Here is a 21,353-nt window from a genome sequence, read left to right on the forward strand (position 1 = left end):
GGGATCGCCCGCCCATGAGCCAGACACCCTTTATCGCCGGCGCCTGGCACCGGCCGATGGTCGCTCGTCCCTCCGACGAGAAGCACCGCAGCGCGACGGCGCTGGAGCTCTTCTTCGACCTGTGCTTCGTCGTCGCCGTCGCCCAGGCGGCCGCGGCGTTCGAACACGAGCTGGCCGAAGGGCACATCGGCCACGGGGTGCTCGGGTACGCCCTGGTGTTCTTCGCGATCTGGTGGGCGTGGATGAACTTCACCTGGTTCGCCTCCGCCTACGACACCGACGACGTCCCCTACCGGCTGCTCACCCTGGTCCAGATCACCGGCGCGCTGATCATGGCCGCCGGCGCGGCCGAGGCCCTCCAGCACCAGGACTTCACCGTCATCACGTGGGGCTATGTGGTCATGCGCCTCGCGATGGTCACCCAGTGGCTGCGCGCCGCCCACGCCGACTCCGAACGCCGCACCAGCTGCCTGCGTTACGCGGTGGGGATCTTCGTCGTCCAGATCGGCTGGGTCGCACGCCTGTTCCTCCCGGACGACGGCGGCCTTGTCTCGTTCGTAATCCTGCTCGTGGCCGAACTGTCCGTTCCCGTCTGGGCGGAACGCGCGGCCATCACCACATGGCATCCGCACCACATCGCCGAGCGCTACGGCCTGTTCACCATCATCGTCCTCGGCGAATCGATCACGGCGGCCACGCTGGCCGTCCGTGCCGCCCTCGACGACGACGCCGTGCTCGCAGACATCGCCACCCTCGTCGTCGGCGGCATCTTCACCGTCTTCTCTCTGTGGTGGCTGTACTTCGCGCAGAACGCACCGCGCGGGCTCACCGGTCTGCGCGCCGCCCTGCTGTGGGGTTACGGCCACTACGCCGTCTTCGCCTCGGCGGCCGCGGTCGGCGCCGGACTCGCGCTCAACGTCGCCCACACCACCGGCCACGGCCGCCTCACCGACCACGCCGTCGCCGCCGCCTACACGATCCCCGTCGCCGTCTTCATCACCGTCGTCTGGCTTCTGCACCACCGGTCCTCCGAGGTGCGCGGCGCGAGCGACATCATCCACCCCCTGGCCGTCGTCGCGGTCCTGGCCGCGACCTTCGCCCCCGTCCCCGTGCTCGTCACCGGAATCGTCGCGACGCTCCTCATCGCAGGGAGCCTCGTCGTGGGCGCCCGCGCCGCCGCGGCGGCGCGGCGCGCCTGAGGCCGCGCGGCGGTCGGGGCTTCCCCGTCGGGGGGTGTTCCCGGACGGGGAGCCGGCAGGACGCGTCCGATGTCAGCGCCCGGCCGTCGGCCGGCTCGCCTCACCGAGCGGCTCCGCGCCGGGCCGACGGCCTGGCGAGCGGCTCCGCTTCGACCGGGCCCGCCGGTCGGCGACCGTATCCGGCGGCGGCCGACGCGCATCGGGTACGCGTCGAGCCGTCATCGCCCGGATGCTCGTCGTGCTGGAGCGGCCGGACGCGGGCAGTCTCGGTGGAGGGCAGGGACCGCGCAGTACGGCTGCACGTCCTGGACCTGAGGACGATGCGCGACATCCCGCTGGCCGAGGTCCGCAGCGTCGACGACGAGGCCGCGTGGCTGGACGACTCGACGCTCGCCTACGCCCTGACGGGCGCGGCGAAGGGCTCCTCCGACATCTGGTCCGTGCCTGCCGACGGCACCGGCGCCCCGGCACGCGTCGCGCGCGACGCCTCGTCGCCCAGCATGGTCCCGCACTGACCGAGGGCCCACGGCCCGACGACCCGTCGTACGGCCCCTGACGGCGGCGGGCATGGGACCGCGCGGCCGTCAGTCGAACAGGCCGCTGTAGGCGTTCAGGGCGGGCCGGCCGCCGAGGTGGGCGTACAGCACGTCGGAGTCCGGGATGTCACCGCTCCTGACGAGGTCGATCAGGCCGGCCATCGACTTGCCCTCGTAGACGGGGTCGATGATCACGGCCTCCAGGCCCGCGGTGAGCCGGATCGCGTCGAGCGTGGACTCGACGGGGATGCCGTAGCGGTCGCCGGCCCAGTCGCTGAGAACGGTGATCTCGTCGTCGCGCAGGTCGCGGTCCAGGCCGATGAGCCCGGCGGTGTTGTGCGCGGTCTTCTCCACCTGCGCACGTGTCTCGGCCGGCTTGGCCGAGGCGTCGATGCCCAGCACACGGCGGGGCCGGTCCTGGCCGGCGAAACCGGCGATCATGCCGGCGTGGGTGCTGCCGGTGACGCTGCACGGATGGCGCGGCAGGCGTTCTCCCGGAGGAGCGATCGGGGGACGAGACCTCGGGTCTGGGGTACCGGCATGCAATATATGGATGCCGGCGCCAGAGTCCTGTCAAGGCCCGCCCGAGGCCCCCCGGCCCGAAGGCCGGGCCGGGGGTGCTGTCGGTGCCGTGCGGACGCCTTACACGGGATCTGCGCGCTCGATCAGGTCGGTCAGCGGCACGCCGGGGTCGGCCAGCTTCGCGGGGTCGACCGGCCGCCCGGAGGTGACGAGCTCGCGGATCGGGTCGGTGACGTCCCAGACGTTGACGTTCATGCCGGCGAGCACCCGGCCGCGGGAGACCCAGAAGGCGATGAACTCGCGGCTCTCCTTCCGTCCGCGGAAGACGACCTGGTCGTAGCCGCCCGGCTCCACGTAGCCGGTGTACTCCATGCCCAGGTCGTACTGGTCGGTGAAGAAGTACGGGACCCGGTCGTAGGCCACGTCCTGGCCGAGCATGGCCCGGGCAGCGGTCTGCGGCTGGTTCAGCGCGTTGGCCCAGTGCTCGACCCGGATGTACGTGCCGAGCAGCGGGTGGAAGGCCTCGGCCACGTCGCCGGCGGCGTGGATGTCGGGGTCGGAGGAGCGCAGGGCGGCGTCGACCCGGATGCCGTTGCCGGTCTCCAGACCGGCGGCCTCGGCGAGTCCGGTGTCGGGGGTGATGCCGACGCCGACGACGACCGCGTCGGCCTCGACGCGGCTGCCGTCGGCCAGCAGTACGCCGTTCGCCCTGCGGCCCGCTCCGGTGATCTCCGCGACCTGCACGCCGCAGCGCAGGTCGACCCCGTGCTCGGTGTGCAGGTCGGCGAAGACCTGGGCCGCCTCGCGGCCCAGCAGCCGCAGCAGCGGCAGTTCGGCGGCCTCCAGCAGCGTCACCTCGGCGCCGGCGGCCCTGGCGGCGGCGGCCGTCTCCAGGCCGATCCACCCGGCCCCGACCACGGCCACCCGTGAGGCGGACGCGAAGGCGTCCTTGATCCGGTCGCTGTCGGCGAGCCGGCGCAGATAGTGGACGCCGTCCAGGTCGGCTCCCGGTACGGGCAGCCGGCGCGGCGACGATCCGGTGGCCAGCAGCAGCTTCGCGTATCCGATGCGGCTGCCGTCGGCGAGGGTGATCTCGTGGGCGGCCGGGTCGACGGCGGTGACCGCGATGCCGAGGCGCAGCTCGACCTTGTGGTCGGCGTACCACTGGTGAGGGTGGACGTAGACGCTGTCCCGCTCCTCCTGGCCGAGCAGGTACCCCTTGGAGAGCGGCGGCCGCTCGTAGGGGCGCTCGGCCTCGTCCCCCACCAGCACGAGCGGGCCGTCGAAACCCTCTTCGCGCAGGGCCTGCGCTGCTTTCGCGCCGGCCAGGCCGGCTCCGACGATCACATGGGCGTTGTGTGCGGGCATGTCCGCTCCTCTGTCGCGTGGGGGTCTCTCAGGGCGGTTGCGTGCAGCCCCGCCGAGCCGGTCAGCCGGGTGGGGGCAGCTCGTCGAGGGGCGGGACGCCGGGCTCCCTCGTACAGATGCCGTCGGGGCCGGGGGCGCCGTGACCGTCGGACGCGGCGCGCAGTTCGACGCAGCACCGCCCCGGCCGGGGGGCGAGGACGGCCTCGATCCCGTTGGCGCGCAGCCCCTCGAGGAGCCCTCCGAGGAAGGCGTGGTTGATGGCGCACACCAGCTCGGGAGAGCGGGCGGCGAGGGGGTGGAAGGGGCAGTTGAGCAGCCGCAGGCCGGTCGGCGTCGGCCGCTCCGGCTCGAAGCCTCGCTGCGCCAGGACGGCTTCGCTGAGCGTGACGGAACGCTCGGGGCCCAGCCTGCCGGGACGGCTGTCGGCACGGGTGGCGGCACCGAGTTCCTCGCCGCGGGTGCGGGCCGTGCGCAGCGCGGCGGTGCGGGCGTCCTCGCCCGCCTGCTGGCCGAGCACGGCGTCCACGAGGATCTCGGCGAGCACGTCGGGGCGGCGCTCGGGGATGCTGACGCGGATGTCGGCTCCGGCCGGCTCGTACACCTTCGGCCGGCGGCCGACCCTGGGGGCCGCGCCGGGGCTGTCGTAACCCGCGCGCAGCAGCCCGGCCGTGACGAGCTTGTCCAGGTGGAAGGCGGCCAGCTTGACCGAGATCCCGGCGTCGGCGGCGGCCTCCTCCCGCGTGACCGGCCGACGGGCCCGGCGTATGAAGCCGTGCATCCTGCGGCGGGTCTCGTCGGCGAGGACCGAGACCGCTTCGACACCCTCGGCCGCGGTGAGTGACGGCGGTGTCAGGTCGGAGGAGGTCATGCCTTCATCGTAACTCCAATGACTGCTTCCGTAATGGCAAGCAGAGCCCTCTTTGCGGCTCCTTTCTTGACCGTGATCACAATAAGTCCAATACTCTTTAGTGAAATGTATGATCGTGTCGGCATCGGAGAGTGACATGACGCAGCACCCTCACACCACCCTGCACCTCGCCTCCGACGCCGCCGAGGCACAGCTTCCGCCCCCGGCGGCGGAACCGGCCGCTCTGCGGGTGGTGCGCGAGGCGCGGGAACCGGATCTGCCCGCCGCCGAGCTCGCCGCCGGGCAGTTCCTGGAGGCCCTGGGCATCAGCACGGACTCGGAGAGCCTGCGCGGCACGCCCGGCCGGATGGCCCGCGCCTACGCGGAACTGTTCAGCCCCCGCCCCTTCGACCTGACCACCTTCCCCAACGACGAGGGCTACGACGAGCTGGTCCTCGCCCGCGGCATCCCGCTGCGGTCGGTGTGCGAGCACCATCTGCTGCCGTTCGTCGGCACGGCCCACATCGGCTATCTGCCCGGCAACCGGATCCTGGGCCTGTCGAAACTCGCCCGCGTCCTCGAGCACTTCGCGTGCCGCCCCCAGGTGCAGGAGCGGCTGACCAAGCAGGTCGCCGACTGGCTCCAGGCCCAGCTGGAACCCAAGGGCGTCGGCGTCGTGATCCAGGCCGAGCACACCTGTATGACCCTGCGCGGCGCGCAGGCAACCGGCACCACCACCCTGACCTCCACCATGCTCGGCCTGCTGCGCACCGACGCCCGCTCCCGCAGCGAGTTCCTCGCCCTGACCGGCCCGCCCCGCTGACGCACGGCAGAGCCCGGTCCCTTGCTGCGCGGCGGTCGGTACGCGGCCGCGCTGTCGGGATCCGCGTCGGTGAAGTCGGCGGCGTCCGCGGGCCGGCTGCGCGCATCAGGTGCGCCGGCCACGCCCCGCGTCCGGGCGCAGCCCGCCGTGGTCAGTTTCCGGCGAGCGGTACGCGGGCGATGGGCGTGGCGAGGTCCAGGCCGGCCGGCAGCGTCCCGAAGGCGAGGCCGCGGTCGCCGGCGAGCCGTGACGCGCAGAACGCGTCCGCCACGGCCGCCGGTGCGTGCCGGACCAGCAGGGAGCCCTGAAGGACCAGGGCCATGCGCTCGACCAGCCGGCGGGCGAGCAGCGCCGCGTCGTCGGTGGGCACCAGCTCGGCGCGCAACTGGCGCCACGCCCCGTCGAGTCGGGCGTCCGCGCCCGCCGCGGCCTCGATCTCCGCGGCGTACGCCGCCAGGGACTCGGGCTCCTTGGCCAGCGCGCGCAGCACGTCGAGCGCGTTGACGTTGCCGGAGCCCTCCCAGATGCCGTTCAGCGGCGCCTCCCGGTAGAGCCGGGGCATCCCGGACGCCTCGTCGTAGCCGTTCCCGCCGAGGCACTCCAGTGCTTCGGCGACCGCCGCGGGCTGCCGCTTGCACACCCAGTACTTGCCGACCGCGGTCGCGAGCCGGAGGAACGCCCGCTCCTGGGCGTCGCCGCGCTGTGCGCGGTCGGCCGCTCCCGCGATGCGGAGCGCGAGCGTGGTCGCCGCCTCGGACTCGACGCTCAGATCGGCGACGACGTTGCGCATCAGCGGCTGGTCGATCAGCTTGGCGCCGAACACGGAGCGGTGTCGGACATGGTGGGCGGCCTGGGTGAGCGCGGTGCGGATGCCGGACGCCGAGCCGAGGACGCAGTCGAGCCGGGTCATCGTGACCATGTCGATGATCGTGCGCACGCCCTGGCCCTCGGACCCCACCGGCCAGGCGACGGTGTCGTCGAACTCGGGCTCGCTGCTGGCATTGGAGCGGTTGCCGAGCTTGTCCTTGAGGCGCTGGATGCGGAAGGTGTTGCGGCTGCCGTCGGGGAGGACGCGCGGCACCAGGAAGCAGGACAGGCCGCCGGGCGCCTGGGCGAGCACCAGGAACAGGTCGTTCATGGGCGCGCTGGTGAACCACTTGTGGCCGCGCAACCGCCAGGTGCCGTCCGGCTGTTCGACGGCGACGGTGGTGTTGGCGCGCACATCGGTGCCGCCCTGCTTCTCCGTCATACCCATCCCGGCGAGCAGCCCGCGCTTGCCGCCGGGCGCGCGCAGCCCGGGGTCGTACACCCGGCTGGTCAGCAACGGCTCGTAGACCGCGGCCAGTTGCGGCGCGGAGCGCAGGGCGGGCACGGCGGCGTACGTCATGGAGACCGGGCAGGCGTGGCCCTGTTCGGCCGAGCTCCACACCATGAAGCCCGCGGCGCGCGCGACATGGGCGCCGGGCCGGTCGTCGGCCCACGGCGCGCCGCCGAGCCCTTCACGGATCGCGACGTCCATGAGCGCGTGGTAGGAGGGGTGGAACTCGACCTCGTCGATCCGGTTCCCGTAGCGGTCGTGCGTGCGCAGCAGCGGTTCGCAGCGGTTGGCCTCCTCGGCCCAGCGCTGGGCGTCCTCCGAGCCGGCCAGCCTGCCGACGCGGTGCAGGTCGTCCGCGTACCAGCCGGCGCCTTCGCGGCGCAGGCCCTCGAGCAGTACGGGGTCGTCCGCGACGTCGTGGCCGACGAGCGGCGGCGGCTGGTTGGTCACGGCATGGGTGGCGGCGGTGGGCCGGCTGCTCGGGGTGGCGGCGGTCGTGTCGTGGGCTGCGGCCGGAGTCGTCATCGTGGTCCTCGGGGAGTCGTAGGGGTGGTCAGCCGGCGGTCCGGGCGCCGGCGCAGCGCAGGGACATCGCGACGAGTTCGGCGACCAGGTGCTCGGCGGCGTCGCCGGACGCCGTGTCGGACAGCGGGTCCACCAGCACCTCGCCGATCGCTCCGGTCAGTGCCGCCGCGGTGACCTCGGGGTCCTGCGGTGGCAGCTGCCCGCCCGCGATGCCCTCGCGGATCACCTCGGCGAACACGTCGCGGTAGCGGCGCCGGAAATCCAGCCGTTCCTGGCCGACGGCCGGTTCGGCGGGGGCGGCGAGCAGCGCGTGGGCGAGCCCGCGGCGCTCCATGGCACGGCGGGCGAAGACGCGTACGCCGTGTGCGAGTCGCTCGACGGGGTCCCCGCCCGCGTCCCTGAGCACGTCCGCGAGCACCTCGACCTCACGGCCAGAGGCACGGCGGAAGACCTCGACGGCCAGCGCCCCTTTGGAGGGGAAGTGCTGGTAGACGGACCCGACGGACATACCGGCCGCGGCGGCGACCGCGGTGACGGACGCGTTCGCCCAGCCGGACTCGGCGACGACGGACGTCGCCTGCTCGACGAGGCGCTCCCTGGCGGCGTCGAGCCGGCTCTGCACGGCGGGTGTCTTGCGGTAGGCCACGCAACAAGTGAACCACTGTTCAGACCTTCGGGCCAGCCCCTTGCGGCGGAGGTGAACACGCACTGAAAAGTGCGTACTTGATCACGGTCCGGGCCCGTACGAGCCTGACGCCATGGACGAACACACCGCTTCGAAGGCTCCTGTCACCCTCCTCGGCCTCGGCGACATGGGCACCGCTCTCGCCCGTGCCTGGCTCGCCGCGGGGCATCCGCTGACCGTCTGGAACCGCACCCGCGCCCGCGATGACCGGCATGTTCGCGGGTGTCACCCACGCCTTCGCCCTGGTGCGCCCCGAGAAGTACCTCGACCTGGCCGGTTTCGCCGCCCTGCTCGCGGACTGGCTCGGCGCCATGGCCGGCATGACCCATGAGATCGCCGCGCAGGTGGAGAGCGGCGACTACACCGAGGGGGTCACCTCGAACCTCGCCATGATGTCGGCGGAAAACGCCGCGCTGCTGGCCACGGCCGAGGAGCAGTCGGTCGACCCCCGGCTCCTCACGCCCTACATGGAACTGATGCACCGACGGGTGACCCAGGGCCACGGCGACGAGGGCCTGGCGGGCACGGTCGACCTGCTCAGGAACGAGTGACACCCGGGGCGGACACCGGGGCCGGCGACCGGGCCACCGGGACTTCGACGGACCGGACCTAGTCCTCGAGTGTGTCGGCTTCCTGCTCCCTCGCCGAGTCGTCGACGTCCGCCCCGATCTGGCCCTTGGCCCGCTTGCCGACGACGGCGGCCGCCGCGAGGGCGCTGGCGGCGAAGGCGGCGCCGAGGATCCACGGGCCGTCGAAACGGTGGCGGGTCACGTGGTCGAGGGAGTAGCGGCCGGGGCCCATGAGGCCGATGGCGGCCGCGGTGAAGCCGAGGAACGCCGGGTACTCGAAGCCGCCGGACTGGACGAAGAAGCCGGCCGGGGCGTGGACGGAGACGGCGCCCGCCATGTTGCCGGTCACCGCCGCGCCCGCCGCGGGCGTGGCGAGGCCGAGGGCGAGCAGCAGGCCGCCGCCCGTCTCTGCGATGCCCGCGGCCATCGCGCTCTGCCTGGGCGGGTGGAAGCCCATGGCCTCCATGCCCTGCGCGGTGCCTTCCAGGCCGCCGCCGCCGAACCAGCCGAAGAGCTTCTGGGTGCCGTGGGCCATGAGGACGGCGCCCGTTCCCGTGCGCAGGACGAGCAGGCCGAGGTCACGTCGGTTGAGGCAGGTCATCGGTACTCCCGGTGCGGTGACGGTGGGCGACGCCCTCCACTCTGGGCGCGCCGCACGCCGGGTCCGCTGCGTTGCTGGGCCGTACGGGTGAGGCAGGAGCCGTCAGTTCGCCGGGACCGGGGCGAGTGAGCCAAAGTGGCGCGCGGCCCGCGGCCGGAGGCCGCCGTGAGTACACGGGTGGGGCTCCCCGGAGGCAGGGGGAGAACCGAGCCCTCAAGACGGGCGAGCCCCAGCCCACAGGTGGTGCATCGCGTACGAGCGCCACGGCCGCCAGCGTTCGGGGTCCGCGCCGGGCGGCAGTGCCGGGTCGTCGGGCAGCAGGACGTCGGGGTCGCCGAGTGCGTGGAGGCGGACGGCGGCGGCGGTCCGGGCGTCGATGCCGGGCAGCCGTAGCAGCCGGTGCTCGGTCTCCTCGCGGTCGGCGCCGGGGTCGAGGACGAGATCGCCGGCGGCGAGCGCTTCGGCGAGGGCGCGCAGCGCCGTGTGGTCGGTGCCGGTCAGGTCCCGCGGGCGGGGGAACAGATGGGTGAGGCCGCCGCTGGGGGCGGGGAGCGGCTCGCCGTGTGCGGCGACGAGTTCGCCGGCCGTCCGCCGGCCCACCAGGGTGCGGATCGCCGCCTCGTGCGGGTCCGCGGCACCGGGGACGCGCAGGCCGGGCCGGACCGCGACGAGCGGGGCGAGGGCCGGGTCTGTCCCGAGGCGTTCCGCGACCGCGCAGGGGTCGGCGTCCAGGTCGAGCAGGCGGCGCATCCGCTGGGTGGCGGAGGTCAGGTCGCGCAGGTCCGTCAGGTGGAGCCGGCACTCGAGCCAGCCGCCGGCGCCCGGGCGTTCGCCGACTTCGGCGATGCCGGCGCCGCGGGGCAGCCGCAGGGTCCGGCGGTAGGTGCGGGCGCCGCGGGCGCCGGTGACCTCTTCGGTGCCGGGGACGGCGTGGGCGGCGAGATGGCCGAACATCGACTCCGCCGCGTACGGGCCCCGGTGGGCCAGCCGCAGCGGGATGCCGGAGCCGGTGTCGACCGGCGTGGCGCGGCCGGGCCGCAGGGCGCGCAGTTCGGTGGGCGTGGCGGCGTAGATCTCGCGGATCGTGTCGTTGAACTGCCGTACGCTCGCGAATCCGGCCGCGAAGGCGATCTCGGCGGCCTGCAGGGTCGTCGTCTGCAGCAGTACGCGGGCGGTGTGACCGCGCTGGGCCCGGGCCAGGGCGACGGGGCCCGCGCCGAGTTCGGCGTTGAGCTGGCGCTGCACCTGGCGGGCGCTGTAGCCGAGGCGGGTGGCGAGCCCGGCGACGCCTTCCCGGTCGACGACGCCGTCGCCGATCAGCCGCATGGCGCGGCCGACGACGTCGGCGCGGACGTTCCACTCGGCGGAGCCGGGGACCGCGTCGGGGCGGCAGCGGCGACAGGCGCGGAAGCCGGCGGCCTGCGCCGCGGCGGCGGTGCGGTAGAAGGACACGTTCCGGCGTTTGGGTGTGATGGCGGGGCAGCTGGGACGGCAGTAGATCCCGGTCGTGGAGACGGCGAAGAAGAAGACGCCGTCGAACCGGGCGTCCCGGCTGCTCACGGCCTCGTAGCGGCTGTCGGGGACCGCGGGCGCCTCGGTGGTCATACGGCCAGTATGCGAGCGGCCCCGGCACCGGGCCGGCGGAAATCGGACATGACGGCGACGCGGACCGGGCCGCCCTCGGGGTCGGCCCGGCTGATCCAGTCGGCGCGCAGGTGGACGGCCCGGCCGGGCAGGGCGGTGCGCGGCAGGTGCCGTCGGTCCAGCTCGCGGCCGTCCTGGCTGACGAGGAGGACGGGCCGGGCGAGGCGCTGCGAGGTACGGAGGGTGAACCGCCCGTCCAGGGGCGGCGGGCCGTCGGGACTCAGGCGGTTCGGCGCGACCCAGAGCAGGGGGCGCTCGACGTGCACGGGCACCCGCCCGTGCGTCCCGGCTCCGGCTCCGGCTCCGGCTCCGGCCAGATGGTGCAGGACGAAGCCGGCGGCCCGGCGGCCCTCCGCCGCCGCCGTCGCGGCCGGTTCGGCGCCGTGGAGCAGGTTGCCGACGGCGAAGACGCCGGGCAGGGAGGTGCGGAAGGCCGTGTCGACGGCCGGGCCGCGCGTGCCGGGATCGAGGGCGGCGCCGCCGAGCCGGGCGAGTTCGTGGTCGGGGATCCAGTCGCCGGTGAAGACGATCGTGTCGCAGTCGAGGAACGTACTGCTGCCGTCGCCGCCCCGCAGCCGGACACCCGCCGCCCTGCCGCGGCCGGTCACCTCCTCGACGGCCGTCCCGGTGATCACCGGGACCCGGTGCCGGGGCGAGCGCAGAGGGGGGTGTGGGTCCTCGGTGACGAGGGCGACCACGTGGGTGCCGCTTCCCCGCAGGGTGTCCACGGCGTGGAGTGCGACGGCCTCCGAGCCGACGACGACCGCGCGGCGGCCGGCCCGCTGCCCGTACAGGTGGACGGCCTGCTGGAGTTCCCCGGTGGTCAGGACGCCGGCCGGCCGGGTGCCGGGGACCAGACGGGCGCTGCGGGGCCGCTCGCGGGCGCCGGTGGCCAGGACGACTGCGCGGGCGGTGAGGCGTTCGAGGCCGTCCGGTCCGGTGGTGTCCACGGCGCGGGGGCCGGCCCAGCCGGTGGCGGTGACGCCGGTGCGCAGTACGGCTCCGGCGCCGGTGGCCGCGTCCACGAGCCGCTCGGCGTACCGGGGGCCGTCGACGGGCCGGTGGCGGGGCCCGAACCCGCGGTGGCGGCTGTGACGCGGGATGCCGCCGGGCCGCTGTTCGCGTTCCAGTACCTCGACGCGGCCGGCGCCGGCGGCGGCCAGGTGGGCGGCCGCGGCGAGTCCGGCCGGTCCCGCGCCGACGACGAGGACGTCCACGGCGCGTTCCGCGCGGCTCATCCGCGGCCCTCCTCGAACAGTGCGCGGACCGCGGGTCCGCAGTAGAAGCCCTGGCAGCGGCCGCCGCGGGCGCGGGTGCGGCGCCGCAGTCCGTCGAGCGACCGGGGCGGGACGGTGCTGTTCAGCGCGTCGCGGATCTCGCCGCGGGTGACGCGTTCGCAGTGGCAGACGATGGCGCCGTACGCGGGGTCGGCGGCGATGAGACCGGCCCGCTGGTAGGGGCGGGTGCCCGCTTCGCCGATGCCGGGCATCCGGACCGGCTCCAGGTCGCGGGCGGGGCCCAGGTGGAGGCCGGCGTCGCCGAGGAGGCCGGTGACGTGGGCGGCGACGGCCATGGAGGCCGTCAGGCCGGTGGAGCGGATCCCTCCGACGGTGACGTACCGCTGCCGGGCGTGGGCCCGGATGCGGTAGTCCTCCTGCCCGGTGGCGGCGCGCAGGCCGGCGTAGACGGCGGTGACCTCCTCGTCCACGAGGGCGGGCAGGATCCGCCGGCCCTGGTCGCGCAGCGTCCGCAGGCCCTCGGCGGTCGACCCGGTGGCCTGTTTGTCGTCGAGGTCCTCCGCGGTCGGGCCGAGGAGGACGTTGCCGTACACGGTCGGTGCGACGAGGACGCCCTTGCCGACGGCGGTCGGGACGGGGAGCAGGATGTGGCGGACGAGGGGGCGGGCGAGCTTGTCGTAGACGATGAGCTGGCCGCGCCTCGGGGTGACGGTGAAGTCGTCGTGGCCGAGGTGCCGGTCGAGCTCGTCGGCGTGCAGTCCGGCGGCGTTGACGAGGTAGCGGGTGCGCAGCAGGCCGCGTGAGGTGGCGAGTTCGTGGTGTCCGCCGCCGGTCACGGATTCCACCCGGCAGCCCAGGTGCAGGGCGGCGCCCGCGCGGACGGCCTGGGTGGCGTAGGCGAGGGTCGTGGTCCAGGGGCAGATGATCCACTCGTCGGGGATCTCGAGTGCGCCGAGCGCGCCGGGGCCCAGGTGCGGTTCGCGCAGGGCGAGTTCGGCGGTGTCCAGGAGGCGGGTGCCGTGGTGCCCGTTGCGGGCGGCCTTGGCGGCGAGGGCGGGGAGGGTGGCGAGCTGCTCGGCGTCCCAGGCGACGAGCAGGGCGCCGACCGGTTCGAGGGGGATGCCGCTCTCTTCTGCGTAGGCGGCGAGGCGGCGCCGGCCGTCGCGTACGAGCCGGGACTCCAGGGAACCGGGCACGGCGTCGAAACCGGTGTGCAGGATGGCCGTGTTGGCCTTGGATGTGCCTTCCCCGACGTCGTCGGCGGCGTCGACGAGCGCGATGCGCAACCGATGACGGGCGAGTTCGCGGGCGATGGCGGCGCCGACGACACCGGCGCCGACAACGGTGACGTCGTACAGCTGGTCGGGCAGTGGGCCGCCGGTCGTGACGGTCATGACGCTCCGGGTCCGGCGGGCGGCGGGGTGCGCTCCAGCAGGGCCCCGACCTCGGCGCGGAAGACGCCGAGCCGTTCGGCGGCCTGCTCGGCGCCGATACGGGGCTCGTAGACGGCGGACGGCCGCCAGGCGGGGACGGCCTGTTCGGAGGTGAGGTCCGCGTCGATGCCGAGGCGGGCGACGACCGCGGCGCCGAGGGCGGTGGCGTCCGGCAGGGCGGAGACCTCGACGGGGAGTTGGAGGAGGTCGGCCTGCGTCTGCATGAGCAGCGCGGAGCGGGTGAGGCCGCCGTCGACGCGCAGCGCGGTCAGGGGGGCGCCCAGGTCGGTGGCGACTGCGTCGGTGAGGGAGACGACCTGTGCGGCGAGCCCCTCGCACAGCGCGCGCACGAGATGCCCGGGGCCGGTGTCCAGGCCGAGACCGGTGACGCTGCCGCGGACGTCGCCGCGCCACCAGGGCGCCGCGAGTCCGGCGAGCGCCGGTACGAAGGTGACGCCGCCGCTGTCGGGCACCGCGCCGCCGACGGTGTCGAGGTCCGCGGCGCCGGAGATCACACCCAGGTCGGTGAGCCATCGCACGGCGGAGGCGGCGGTGTAGACCTGCCCGTCGAGGCAGTAGCTGGTACGGCCGCCGAGCCGCCAGGCGACGCAGCCGACGAGTCCGGTGGTGGAGCGGCGGGGCCGGTGCCCGGTCTGGGCGAGCAGGAACGCGCCGGTGCCGTACGTGCACTTGGCGGAGCCGGGTCCGGTGACGCTCTGGGCGAGGAGCGCGGCCTGCTGGTCGACGAGGAGGCCGGTGAGCGGGATGCCGGCGCCGAAGGCGGTGGTGACGCCGACGGGTCCGGCGGCGTCGACGACGTCCGGCAGACGTTCGCCGGTCAGGCCGAAGATCTCGAGTGCTCGCGGCGACCAGGCGACGCGGTCGAGGTCGAGGAGCTGGGTGCGTCCGGCGGTGGCAGCGTCGGTGACGAAGGCGCCGGTGAGCCGGTGCACGAGCCAGGAGTCGCTGGTGGTGACGACGCCTTCGCGGGTGAGTTCACGGCGGATCCAGGCCATCTTCGGCGCGGCGAAGTACGGGTCCAGGGGCAGTCCGGTGAGGTGACGTAGCTCCTCGGCGTACGGCGCGAGTTCGGCGCACAGCGGCTCGGCGCGCCGGTCCTGCCAGACGATCGCGTCGGTGAGCGGCTCGCCGGTGGACGGATCCCAGGCGAGGACGGTCTCGCCCTGGTTGGCCAGGCCGACGGCCTCGACGCTCTCACCGGCGTCGGCCAGCGCGCGGCGCCCCGCGTCCACGACGGAGGACAGCAGCTCGGCCGGGTCGACCTCGACGCGCCCGCCGGGCCCGTGGCGGGGCGACACCGGCGCGAAGCCGGAGCCGATGACTCCGCGGGCGGGACAGACCACGAGCGCCTTGGTGCCGGACGTGCCCTGGTCGACGGCAAGCACCGGGCCCGTCATCGGCCACCCCGCTCTCCGGTGGAAGAAACGACAAGAATAGAAGGAACGACGAGAACGCCGAGGGAACGCGGCACAGACCTTGATCGCTGACGAAAGCGTGGTGCAGACGGGCATCGTCGTCAAGGGCCGGACCCGTAGCTGACACCGTTGTCCGGAACTGCTTGCCGAGCGACGTCACTTGAGTAAGATCAGCCGCGCAACGAAGCGGAACGGGGGGCCGGCGCAGCTCTCCGCGTCGCCCGATCTGTGCAGATGCCGGCCGACCACTGCCGTCGGCGTACGCCTCAGCCCCCACTGCCCCAAGAGGCCTCATGACGACCAGTGCACGACCCGAGCTGCCCCTTGCGGCACCGCGCCCGGCGGACCCTCCGGTGACGGAATCGGGGGCCCGGCGGCCGTGTTGACGGACCCCCTCGCGGCGTTACGCCACCCGGCGGGGCCGGGCCCCGCCCCCACGTCCCGGCGCCCCGCGCGCCCCGGACGGACCCGGCGCTGATGGCCCCGGACACCTTCCGCCCGGTCTACCACCCGGCCGGCCAGGACAAGGAACTGCGCACCGCGCTCCAGGACTTGCGCACCGGCCGCTGGCGGTCGATGCGCGACCTCCTCGAGACGACGGCCGACTGGGAGCTGTGGACACGGCGCACCCAGGTGCTGGCCGCGGTCGCGGCCGGCTCCGACACGGTGCAGGCGTGGCGGACCGAGGAGCCCGGAAGTTCCGCCGCGGCCGTGATGCACTGCCGGGTCGTCGTCGAACGGGCGTTACGCGCCCACCGGGACGGACACCGGCGCACCCAGGAGCTGTGGCACGAGGCCTGGGAGGCGTGCCGGTTCGCCGCGCACCGGTCGCCGGAGGACCCCGTGCCGTGGGTGTGCCTGCTGGCCCTGGCCCAGCTCGACGAGGGGCAGCGGCTGGAGGAGCACCGGATGGCGCCGCCCGGCCCGATGCTCTTCCCCGGGCCCTGGGGCCTGCTGGCCCAGGCGGACAAGCGCGACCCGCACAACCGCGAGGCGTACCACCGGATGCTGCAGTTCCTGTACGCGCGGCGGTCCGGCGTCCATCTGTCGGAGGCGGTGAACTTCGTCCAGTGGGCGTCTTCTGCCGCGCCCGCCGGATCGTCGGTCAAGGCGCTGCCGCTGTATGTGCGGGTCGAGCGCTACCGGCGTGAGAAGGGCCATGAGAAGGCGCTGGACCTGCACTGGGTCACGGACGACGCGGCCCGTGACGCGCGGCTGGCGCTGCGGGACTGGTTCGACGCGATACGGCCGGAGACCTGCACGCTGCTCGATCTGAGCCACTTGGCGCACGCGCTGTGGGGATCGCACCAATTCGCCGAGGCGGGGCGGGTGTTCGAGGCCCTCGGACCGTTCTGGACGATGCAGCCGTGGGGCTGCCGCACGCCCGATCCCGGTGACGCGGGGCTCGCGGAGGAGGTGTTCGCGCGCGCCCGCGCCCGCTGTCTGGCGGCGGCGCGCGACACCCGTCCGGGCCCGCCCCCGGACACGTACAGCTGAGGCCGCCGCTCCTCCAGCCCGTAGGCCCGCTCCCCGCTGTCCCTCCCGTGCCCGCTCAGCACGTCCCCGTCCCCCTCCGGAGGTATCCCGATGTCCATATCCCCGCCGAAGTGGTCGGATCCCGGCCAGGATCCCCCTCAGGACGAGGAGGAACGGCTGCGGGAGCTCGGCTACCAGCCCGTCCTCGCCCGGCGGATGGGCGGCTTCGGCAACTTCGCGATCAGCTTCTCGGTGATCTCGATCCTGTCCGGCTGTATGACGCTGTACGGGTTCGGGCTCGGCACCGGCGGTCCGGCGGTGATGCTGTGGGGCTGGGCCGGCGTCGGCCTCTTCGTCCTCTGCGTCGGCATGGCCCTGGCGGAGGTGACCAGCGCCTATCCGACGTCCGGCGCGCTCTACTACATGGCCGACCGGCTCGGCGGCCGCAAGTGGGGCTGGTACACCGGCTGGCTCAATCTGCTCGGCCTGCTCGGCGCGATCGCCGGCATCGACTACGGCTGCGCCCTGTTCACCGGCGCGTTCCTGAACCTGCAGTGGGGTTTCGAGCCCACGCCGGGCTCCACGATGCTCATCTTCATCTGCATCCTGCTGCTGCACGCCACCCTCAACCTGTTCGGGGTGCGGCTGGTCAGCCTGCTCAACTCGGTCAGCGTCTGGTGGCACCTCGGCGGTGTGGCACTGATCGTGGGCGCCCTGGCGATCGTGCCGGCCGACCATCAGTCCCCCGAGTTCGTCTTCGGCGAGTTCGTGAACAACACCGGGTGGGACAACCCGATCTATGTCGCCGCCATCGGTCTGCTGCTCGCCCAGTACACCTTCAGCGGGTACGACGCCTCCGCCCATCTCTCCGAGGAGACCTCGAACGCGTCCGTCGCCGCCGCCAAGGGCATCGTGCGCTCCATCTGGGTCTCCTGGATCGCCGGGTTCGCGCTGCTCGCCGGCCTGACCTTCGCCATCCAGGACTACGCGGGCACCCAGAACACCGCGACCGGGGTGCCGCCCGCGCAGATCCTCATCGACGCGCTGGGCACCGGCGCCGCCACGGCGCTGCTGCTCGTGGTGATCGTCGCGCAGCTCTTCTGCGGCAACGCGGAGGTGGCCGCCGCGAGCCGGATGGTGTTCGCCTTCAGCCGTGACAACGCCCTGCCCGGCTCCAAGCTGTGGCGCAAGGTGAGCAGCCGCACGCAGACGCCCGTCCCCGCGGTGTGGCTGTCCGTGTCGTTCGCCTGTCTGCTGGCCGTGCCGTCGCTGTACTCGGCGACCGCCTACGGGGCGGTCACCGCGATCAACGTCATCGGCATCACCCCGGCGTACGCGATCCCGGTCTATCTGCGGCTGCGGGCCGGCGACCGTTTCCAGCCCGGTCCGTGGTCCCTCGGCCGGTGGAGCAGACCGATCGGCTGGGTCGCCGTGGTGTGGGTGGCGTGCGTGACCGTGCTGTTCTGTCTGCCGCAGTCGAATCCGGTGACCGTCGAATCGATGAACTACGCTTCGATCGCGCTGGCGGCGGTGCTGATCCTGGCCACGGTGTGGTGGTTCGTGGCCCGCCGCTCGTACAGCGTCCCGGCCGCGTACGGGAACGCCCGCGAGCGGGCGGAGATCGCGGAGAACATCGTCTGACCGCCCCATGCGCACCGAAGGGCCCGACCGTGACGGTCGGGCCCTTCCGCGTGCTGGCCCGAGGAATTTCTGCGCAAGGCATTGACGGCGCGTCATCGGGGCCCTACGTTCGGCGCGTTGCACTTCGTACGTCATATATGAGACGCGATACGCGAGATCTGAGAGTGCTGATGACCTTCGCTCCCACTCCGATCCCCTCCCGGACGCAGTACGTCCTGGAGGCGATCAAGCACGGCATCCTCACCGGTGGCCTCAGCCCCGGCCAGGCCCTGGTCGAGACCGAACTGGCCACGCAGTTCGGGGTGTCGAAGACCCCGGTGCGCGAGGCGCTCAAGACGCTGGCCGGCACCGGGCTGGTGGTGATGAGCCAGTACAAGGGCGTCACCGTCCGCATGGTCGACGCCGACATGGCGCGCGAGGTGTACGACGTGCGACTGCTGCTCGAGCCGGAGGCGCTGCGGCGCTCGATCACCCGCCGCGCCTCCCTGGAGGAGGCGCGGACCGCGCTGGTCAGGGCCGACGAGGCGGCCGACCAGGCCGAACGGTCGCTGGCGAACCGGGAGTTCCACCGGGCGCTGTACGTGCCCTGCGGCAATCCGCTGCTGGCCCGGATGCTCGACGAGGTCCGCGACCAGGCGGCCCTGGTGTCCACGGTGGCGTGGGCGGCCGACCCGTCGTGGCAGCGGGAGGCGGACGAGCACCGCGAGATCCTGCGGCTCGCGCTGGCCGGCGACGCCGATGCCGCGGCCCGCGCCCTGCACGAGCACATCGACTCGTTCGTGCAGCGGGCGTTCCCGATGACGGCCGAGGAGGGCCAGGCATGAGTGGCGATCCGGGCTTCACCTCCCTGCGGGAGGCGCTCGCCGATGTGGTGGCCATCCCGGTCACGCCCTTCACCGCGGACGACACCGTCGACGCCGGTGCGTACCGGGCGCTGGTGCGCCGGCTGCTCGACGGCGGTGTGCGCACGCTCACGCCCAACGGCAACACCGGCGAGTACTACGCGCTCGGCCCCGACGAGCGGCGCACCGTCACCGAGTTGACCGTCGAGGAGTGTGCCGGCCGGGCCGTCGTCCTGGCCGGTGTGGGCCTCGACGTGCCGACGGCGGTCGCCGGCGCGCGGCACGCGCGGGACGTGGGCGCGCGGATGGTGATGGTGCATCAGCCGGTGCACCCGTATGTGTCGCAGGACGGCTGGGTGGACTACCACCGGGCGATCGCGGAGGCCGTTCCCGAGCTGGGGGTCGTGCCGTACGTCCGCAATCCGCAGCTGCGGGGCGAGCGCATGGCCGCGCTCGGGGAGCTGTGCCCCAATGTCATCGGCGTGAAGTACGCGGTCCCGGACGCGGCGCGGTTCGCCGCCTTCGCCCGCGACGCGGGCATGGAACGGTTCGTGTGGATCGCGGGCCTCGCCGAGCTGTACGCGCCCTCGTACTTCTCCGCCGGCGCCACCGGGTTCACCTCCGGACTGGTCAATGTGTCGCCGTCCGTCTCACTGGGGATGCTCGCCGCGCTGCGCACCGGCGACCACGCGGCCGCCATGAAGATCTGGGAGCAGATCCGGCCGCTGGAGGAACTGCGCGCCGCCCAGCGGTCCGCCGACAACGTGACGGTGGTCAAGGAGGCGCTGGCCTCGCTCGGCCTGTGCCGCCGCGACGTCCGCCCGCCGAGCAGCATGCTGGCGAGCGGGCGGCGGGACGAGGTCGCCGATCTGGTGGCCGGGTGGTCCGTATGACGGTGCGGCCCGAGCAGTTGCGCAGCCACCAGTGGTACGGGACGGACGGGCTGCGCTCGTTCTCCCACCGGGCACGTACCCGCCAGCTCGGCTATCTGCCCGAGGAGCACCTGGGCAAGCCGGTGATCGCGGTCCTCAACACCTGGTCCGACATCAATCCGTGCCATGCCCATCTGCGCGACCGGGCGCAGGCCGTCAAGCGGGGGGTGTGGCAGGCGGGCGGCTTCCCGCTGGAGTTCCCCGTCTCCACGCTCTCCGAGACGTTCCAGAAGCCGACCCCCATGCTCTACCGCAACATGCTGGCGATGGAGACGGAGGAGTTGCTGCGCTCCTACCCGGTGGACGGCGCGGTGCTGCTGGGCGGCTGCGACAAGACGACGCCGGCGCTGCTGATGGGCGCCGCCAGCGCGGATCTGCCGGCGGTCTTCGTGCCGGCGGGCCCGATGCTGCCGGGCCACTGGCGGGGCGAGGTGCTGGGTTCCGGCACGGACATGTGGAAGTACTGGGACGACAAGCGGGCCGGGCTCATCGGCGACTGCGAGATGAGCGAGCTGGAGGGCGGGCTCGCCCGCTCCCCCGGCACCTGTATGACCATGGGCACCGCCGCGACGCTGACCGCCGCGGCGGAGGCGCTGGGCGTGACCGTCCCCGGCGCGTCGTCGGTCCCCGCGGTCGACTCCGGCCACGACCGGATGGCGGCGGCGTCCGGACTGCGGATCGTGGAACTGGTGCGCCAGGACCTGCGGTTGTCGCGCATCCTCACCAGGGAGGCGTTCGAGGACGCGGTGACCACGGTTCTCGGTCTCGGCGGCTCCACCAACGCCGTCATCCATCTGATCGCCATGGCCGGGCGGGCGGGGGTGCCGCTGGACCTGGACGACTTCGACCGGATCGCCCGTACGGTGCCGGTGCTCGCCAACGTCCGTCCCGGCGGCGGGCCTTATCTGATGGAGGACTTCCACTTCGCGGGCGGCCTGCCGGGCTTCCTGTCCCGCATCCGCGACCTGCTCCACCTGGACCGGCCGACCGTCGCCCACGCCACCCTGCGCGAACAGCTCGACGGCGCGCTGGTGCACAACGACGACGTGATCCGCACCCGTGACAACCCGGTCGCGGCCGAGGGCGGGGTCGCGGTCCTGCGGGGCAACCTCTGTCCGGACGGCGCCGTCATCAAGCACGTCGCCGCCGACCCGGCGCTGCTGAAGCACACCGGACCGGCGGTGGTCTTCCCGGACTACCGGACGATGCAGCGCACGATCGACGACCCGTCGCTCGGCATCACGGCGAACCATGTGCTGGTCCTGCAGAACGCGGGCCCGAAGGGCGGGCCCGGCATGCCGGAGTACGGGATGCTGCCGCTGCCGGACCACCTGCTGAAGCAGGGGGTGCGGGACATGGTCCGGATCTCCGACGCCCGTATGAGCGGCACCAGTTACGGCACCTGCGTCCTGCACGTCGCCCCCGAGTCGTATGTGGGCGGGCCACTGGCCCTGGTCCGCACCGGGGACCTGATCACACTCGACGTCGAGGCGCGTTCGCTGCGTCTCGAGGTGTCCGACGCGGAGCTGGAGCGGCGCAGGTCGCAGTGGACCCCGCCGCCGGCCCGTTATGAGCGCGGCTACGGCGCGCTCTACAGCGAACAGGTCACCCAGGCCGACACGGGATGCGACTTCGCGTTCCTGGCCAGGCCGGGCGACGTCCCGGACCCGTACGCGGGCTGAGAACGGCCCTCCCCCTTCCTGCTCTTTCGCCCGTCA

General features: G+C 73.6%; 19 protein-coding genes and 1 pseudogene. 10 read left to right on the forward strand and 10 right to left on the reverse strand.

Annotated elements, in window-relative coordinates:
• Window positions 1-14 precede the first annotated feature (14 nt).
• Window positions 15-1,199 carry a low temperature requirement protein A gene (locus ACFYOP_RS03350; protein WP_356890984.1) on the forward strand — a complete coding sequence of 395 codons (1,185 nt, stop codon included), beginning with the start codon at window positions 15-17 and terminating at the stop codon, window positions 1,197-1,199.
• Between the two features lie 269 nt (window positions 1,200-1,468).
• The gene (locus ACFYOP_RS03355; protein ID WP_356890982.1) at window positions 1,469-1,714 is read left to right on the forward strand and encodes a hypothetical protein; all 246 of its coding nucleotides are present in this window, start codon (window positions 1,469-1,471) and stop codon (window positions 1,712-1,714) included.
• A gap of 69 nt (window positions 1,715-1,783) precedes the next feature.
• Here ACFYOP_RS03355 and ACFYOP_RS03360 read toward each other — a convergent pair.
• The 3 genes and pseudogenes from ACFYOP_RS03360 to ACFYOP_RS03370 form a co-directional block, all read right to left on the reverse strand.
• Window positions 1,784-2,206 (reverse strand): annotated as a pseudogene (locus ACFYOP_RS03360) (pyridoxal-phosphate dependent enzyme); the annotation flags it as partial.
• 171 nt (window positions 2,207-2,377) lie between these two features.
• Complete coding sequence (locus ACFYOP_RS03365) at window positions 2,378-3,625, reverse strand: FAD-dependent oxidoreductase (RefSeq protein ID WP_356890980.1); 1,248 nt, start codon at window positions 3,623-3,625, stop codon at window positions 2,378-2,380.
• 61 nt (window positions 3,626-3,686) lie between these two features.
• A complete protein-coding gene (locus ACFYOP_RS03370; RefSeq protein WP_356890978.1) occupies window positions 3,687-4,493 on the reverse strand; it encodes a transcriptional regulator in 807 nt (268 codons plus the stop codon).
• 136 nt (window positions 4,494-4,629) lie between these two features.
• On the opposite strand from ACFYOP_RS03370, the gene folE reads away from it, so the two are divergent.
• The gene (gene folE, locus ACFYOP_RS03375; protein WP_356890976.1) at window positions 4,630-5,295 is read left to right on the forward strand and encodes a GTP cyclohydrolase I; all 666 of its coding nucleotides are present in this window, start codon (window positions 4,630-4,632) and stop codon (window positions 5,293-5,295) included.
• Between the two features lie 151 nt (window positions 5,296-5,446).
• Here folE and ACFYOP_RS03380 read toward each other — a convergent pair whose 3' ends face one another.
• Together ACFYOP_RS03380 and ACFYOP_RS03385 are read right to left on the reverse strand one after the other, a co-directional pair.
• On the reverse strand, window positions 5,447-7,138 hold the full coding sequence (locus tag ACFYOP_RS03380; RefSeq protein WP_356890974.1) for an acyl-CoA dehydrogenase family protein: 1,692 nt from the start codon (window positions 7,136-7,138) through the stop codon (window positions 5,447-5,449).
• A 28-nt stretch (window positions 7,139-7,166) separates the two neighbouring features.
• Window positions 7,167-7,784: a TetR/AcrR family transcriptional regulator gene (locus ACFYOP_RS03385; RefSeq protein ID WP_356890972.1), complete on the reverse strand. Its 618-nt coding sequence runs from the start codon at window positions 7,782-7,784 to the stop codon at window positions 7,167-7,169.
• 112 nt (window positions 7,785-7,896) lie between these two features.
• On the opposite strand from ACFYOP_RS03385, the gene ACFYOP_RS03390 reads away from it, so the two are divergent.
• Both ACFYOP_RS03390 and ACFYOP_RS03395 read left to right on the forward strand, forming a co-directional pair.
• Window positions 7,897-8,154 carry an NAD(P)-binding domain-containing protein gene (locus ACFYOP_RS03390; RefSeq protein WP_388450746.1) on the forward strand — a complete coding sequence of 86 codons (258 nt, stop codon included), beginning with the start codon at window positions 7,897-7,899 and terminating at the stop codon, window positions 8,152-8,154.
• Complete coding sequence (locus tag ACFYOP_RS03395) at window positions 8,036-8,374, forward strand: hypothetical protein (protein WP_388450748.1); 339 nt, start codon at window positions 8,036-8,038, stop codon at window positions 8,372-8,374. Before ACFYOP_RS03390 ends, ACFYOP_RS03395 begins: the two co-directional genes overlap by 119 nt.
• Window positions 8,375-8,432: 58 nt before the next feature.
• Here ACFYOP_RS03395 and ACFYOP_RS03400 read toward each other — a convergent pair whose 3' ends face one another.
• The 5 genes from ACFYOP_RS03400 to ACFYOP_RS03420 form a co-directional block, all read right to left on the reverse strand.
• Window positions 8,433-8,993, reverse strand: a complete 561-nt coding sequence (locus tag ACFYOP_RS03400; protein WP_356890970.1) for a DoxX family protein — start codon at window positions 8,991-8,993, stop codon at window positions 8,433-8,435.
• A 213-nt stretch (window positions 8,994-9,206) separates the two neighbouring features.
• Window positions 9,207-10,598, reverse strand: coding sequence for an AlkA N-terminal domain-containing protein (locus ACFYOP_RS03405; protein ID WP_356890968.1), 1,392 nt, complete (start codon window positions 10,596-10,598; stop codon window positions 9,207-9,209).
• On the reverse strand, window positions 10,595-11,875 hold the full coding sequence (locus ACFYOP_RS03410) for an FAD-dependent oxidoreductase (protein ID WP_356890966.1): 1,281 nt from the start codon (window positions 11,873-11,875) through the stop codon (window positions 10,595-10,597). The genes ACFYOP_RS03405 and ACFYOP_RS03410 overlap by 4 nt, the downstream gene beginning before the upstream one ends.
• On the reverse strand, window positions 11,872-13,269 hold the full coding sequence (locus ACFYOP_RS03415; protein WP_356890964.1) for an FAD-dependent oxidoreductase: 1,398 nt from the start codon (window positions 13,267-13,269) through the stop codon (window positions 11,872-11,874). Before ACFYOP_RS03415 ends, ACFYOP_RS03410 begins: the two co-directional genes overlap by 4 nt.
• Window positions 13,266-14,726 carry an FGGY family carbohydrate kinase gene (locus ACFYOP_RS03420; protein ID WP_356890962.1) on the reverse strand — a complete coding sequence of 487 codons (1,461 nt, stop codon included), beginning with the start codon at window positions 14,724-14,726 and terminating at the stop codon, window positions 13,266-13,268. Before ACFYOP_RS03420 ends, ACFYOP_RS03415 begins: the two co-directional genes overlap by 4 nt.
• A gap of 495 nt (window positions 14,727-15,221) precedes the next feature.
• Between ACFYOP_RS03420 and ACFYOP_RS03425 the strand changes: the two genes are divergently transcribed.
• The 5 genes from ACFYOP_RS03425 (at window position 15,222) to araD (ending at window position 21,317) form a co-directional block, all read left to right on the forward strand.
• On the forward strand, window positions 15,222-16,241 hold the full coding sequence (locus tag ACFYOP_RS03425; RefSeq protein WP_356890960.1) for a hypothetical protein: 1,020 nt from the start codon (window positions 15,222-15,224) through the stop codon (window positions 16,239-16,241).
• A 90-nt stretch (window positions 16,242-16,331) separates the two neighbouring features.
• Window positions 16,332-17,861 (forward strand): amino acid permease, encoded by a 1,530-nt coding sequence (locus tag ACFYOP_RS03430; protein WP_356890958.1) that lies wholly within the window; start codon window positions 16,332-16,334, stop codon window positions 17,859-17,861.
• 170 nt (window positions 17,862-18,031) lie between these two features.
• Window positions 18,032-18,685: a GntR family transcriptional regulator gene (locus ACFYOP_RS03435; protein ID WP_356890956.1), complete on the forward strand. Its 654-nt coding sequence runs from the start codon at window positions 18,032-18,034 to the stop codon at window positions 18,683-18,685.
• A complete protein-coding gene (locus ACFYOP_RS03440; RefSeq protein WP_356890954.1) occupies window positions 18,682-19,596 on the forward strand; it encodes a dihydrodipicolinate synthase family protein in 915 nt (304 codons plus the stop codon). Before ACFYOP_RS03435 ends, ACFYOP_RS03440 begins: the two co-directional genes overlap by 4 nt.
• Window positions 19,593-21,317 (forward strand): L-arabinonate dehydratase, encoded by a 1,725-nt coding sequence (gene araD / locus ACFYOP_RS03445; RefSeq protein ID WP_356890952.1) that lies wholly within the window; start codon window positions 19,593-19,595, stop codon window positions 21,315-21,317. Before ACFYOP_RS03440 ends, araD begins: the two co-directional genes overlap by 4 nt.
• Window positions 21,318-21,353: the final 36 nt, after the last annotated feature.

The sequence above is a fragment of the Streptomyces sp. NPDC006294 genome, assembly GCF_042870895.1.
Taxonomy (GTDB): Bacteria; Actinomycetota; Actinomycetes; order Streptomycetales; family Streptomycetaceae; genus Streptomyces.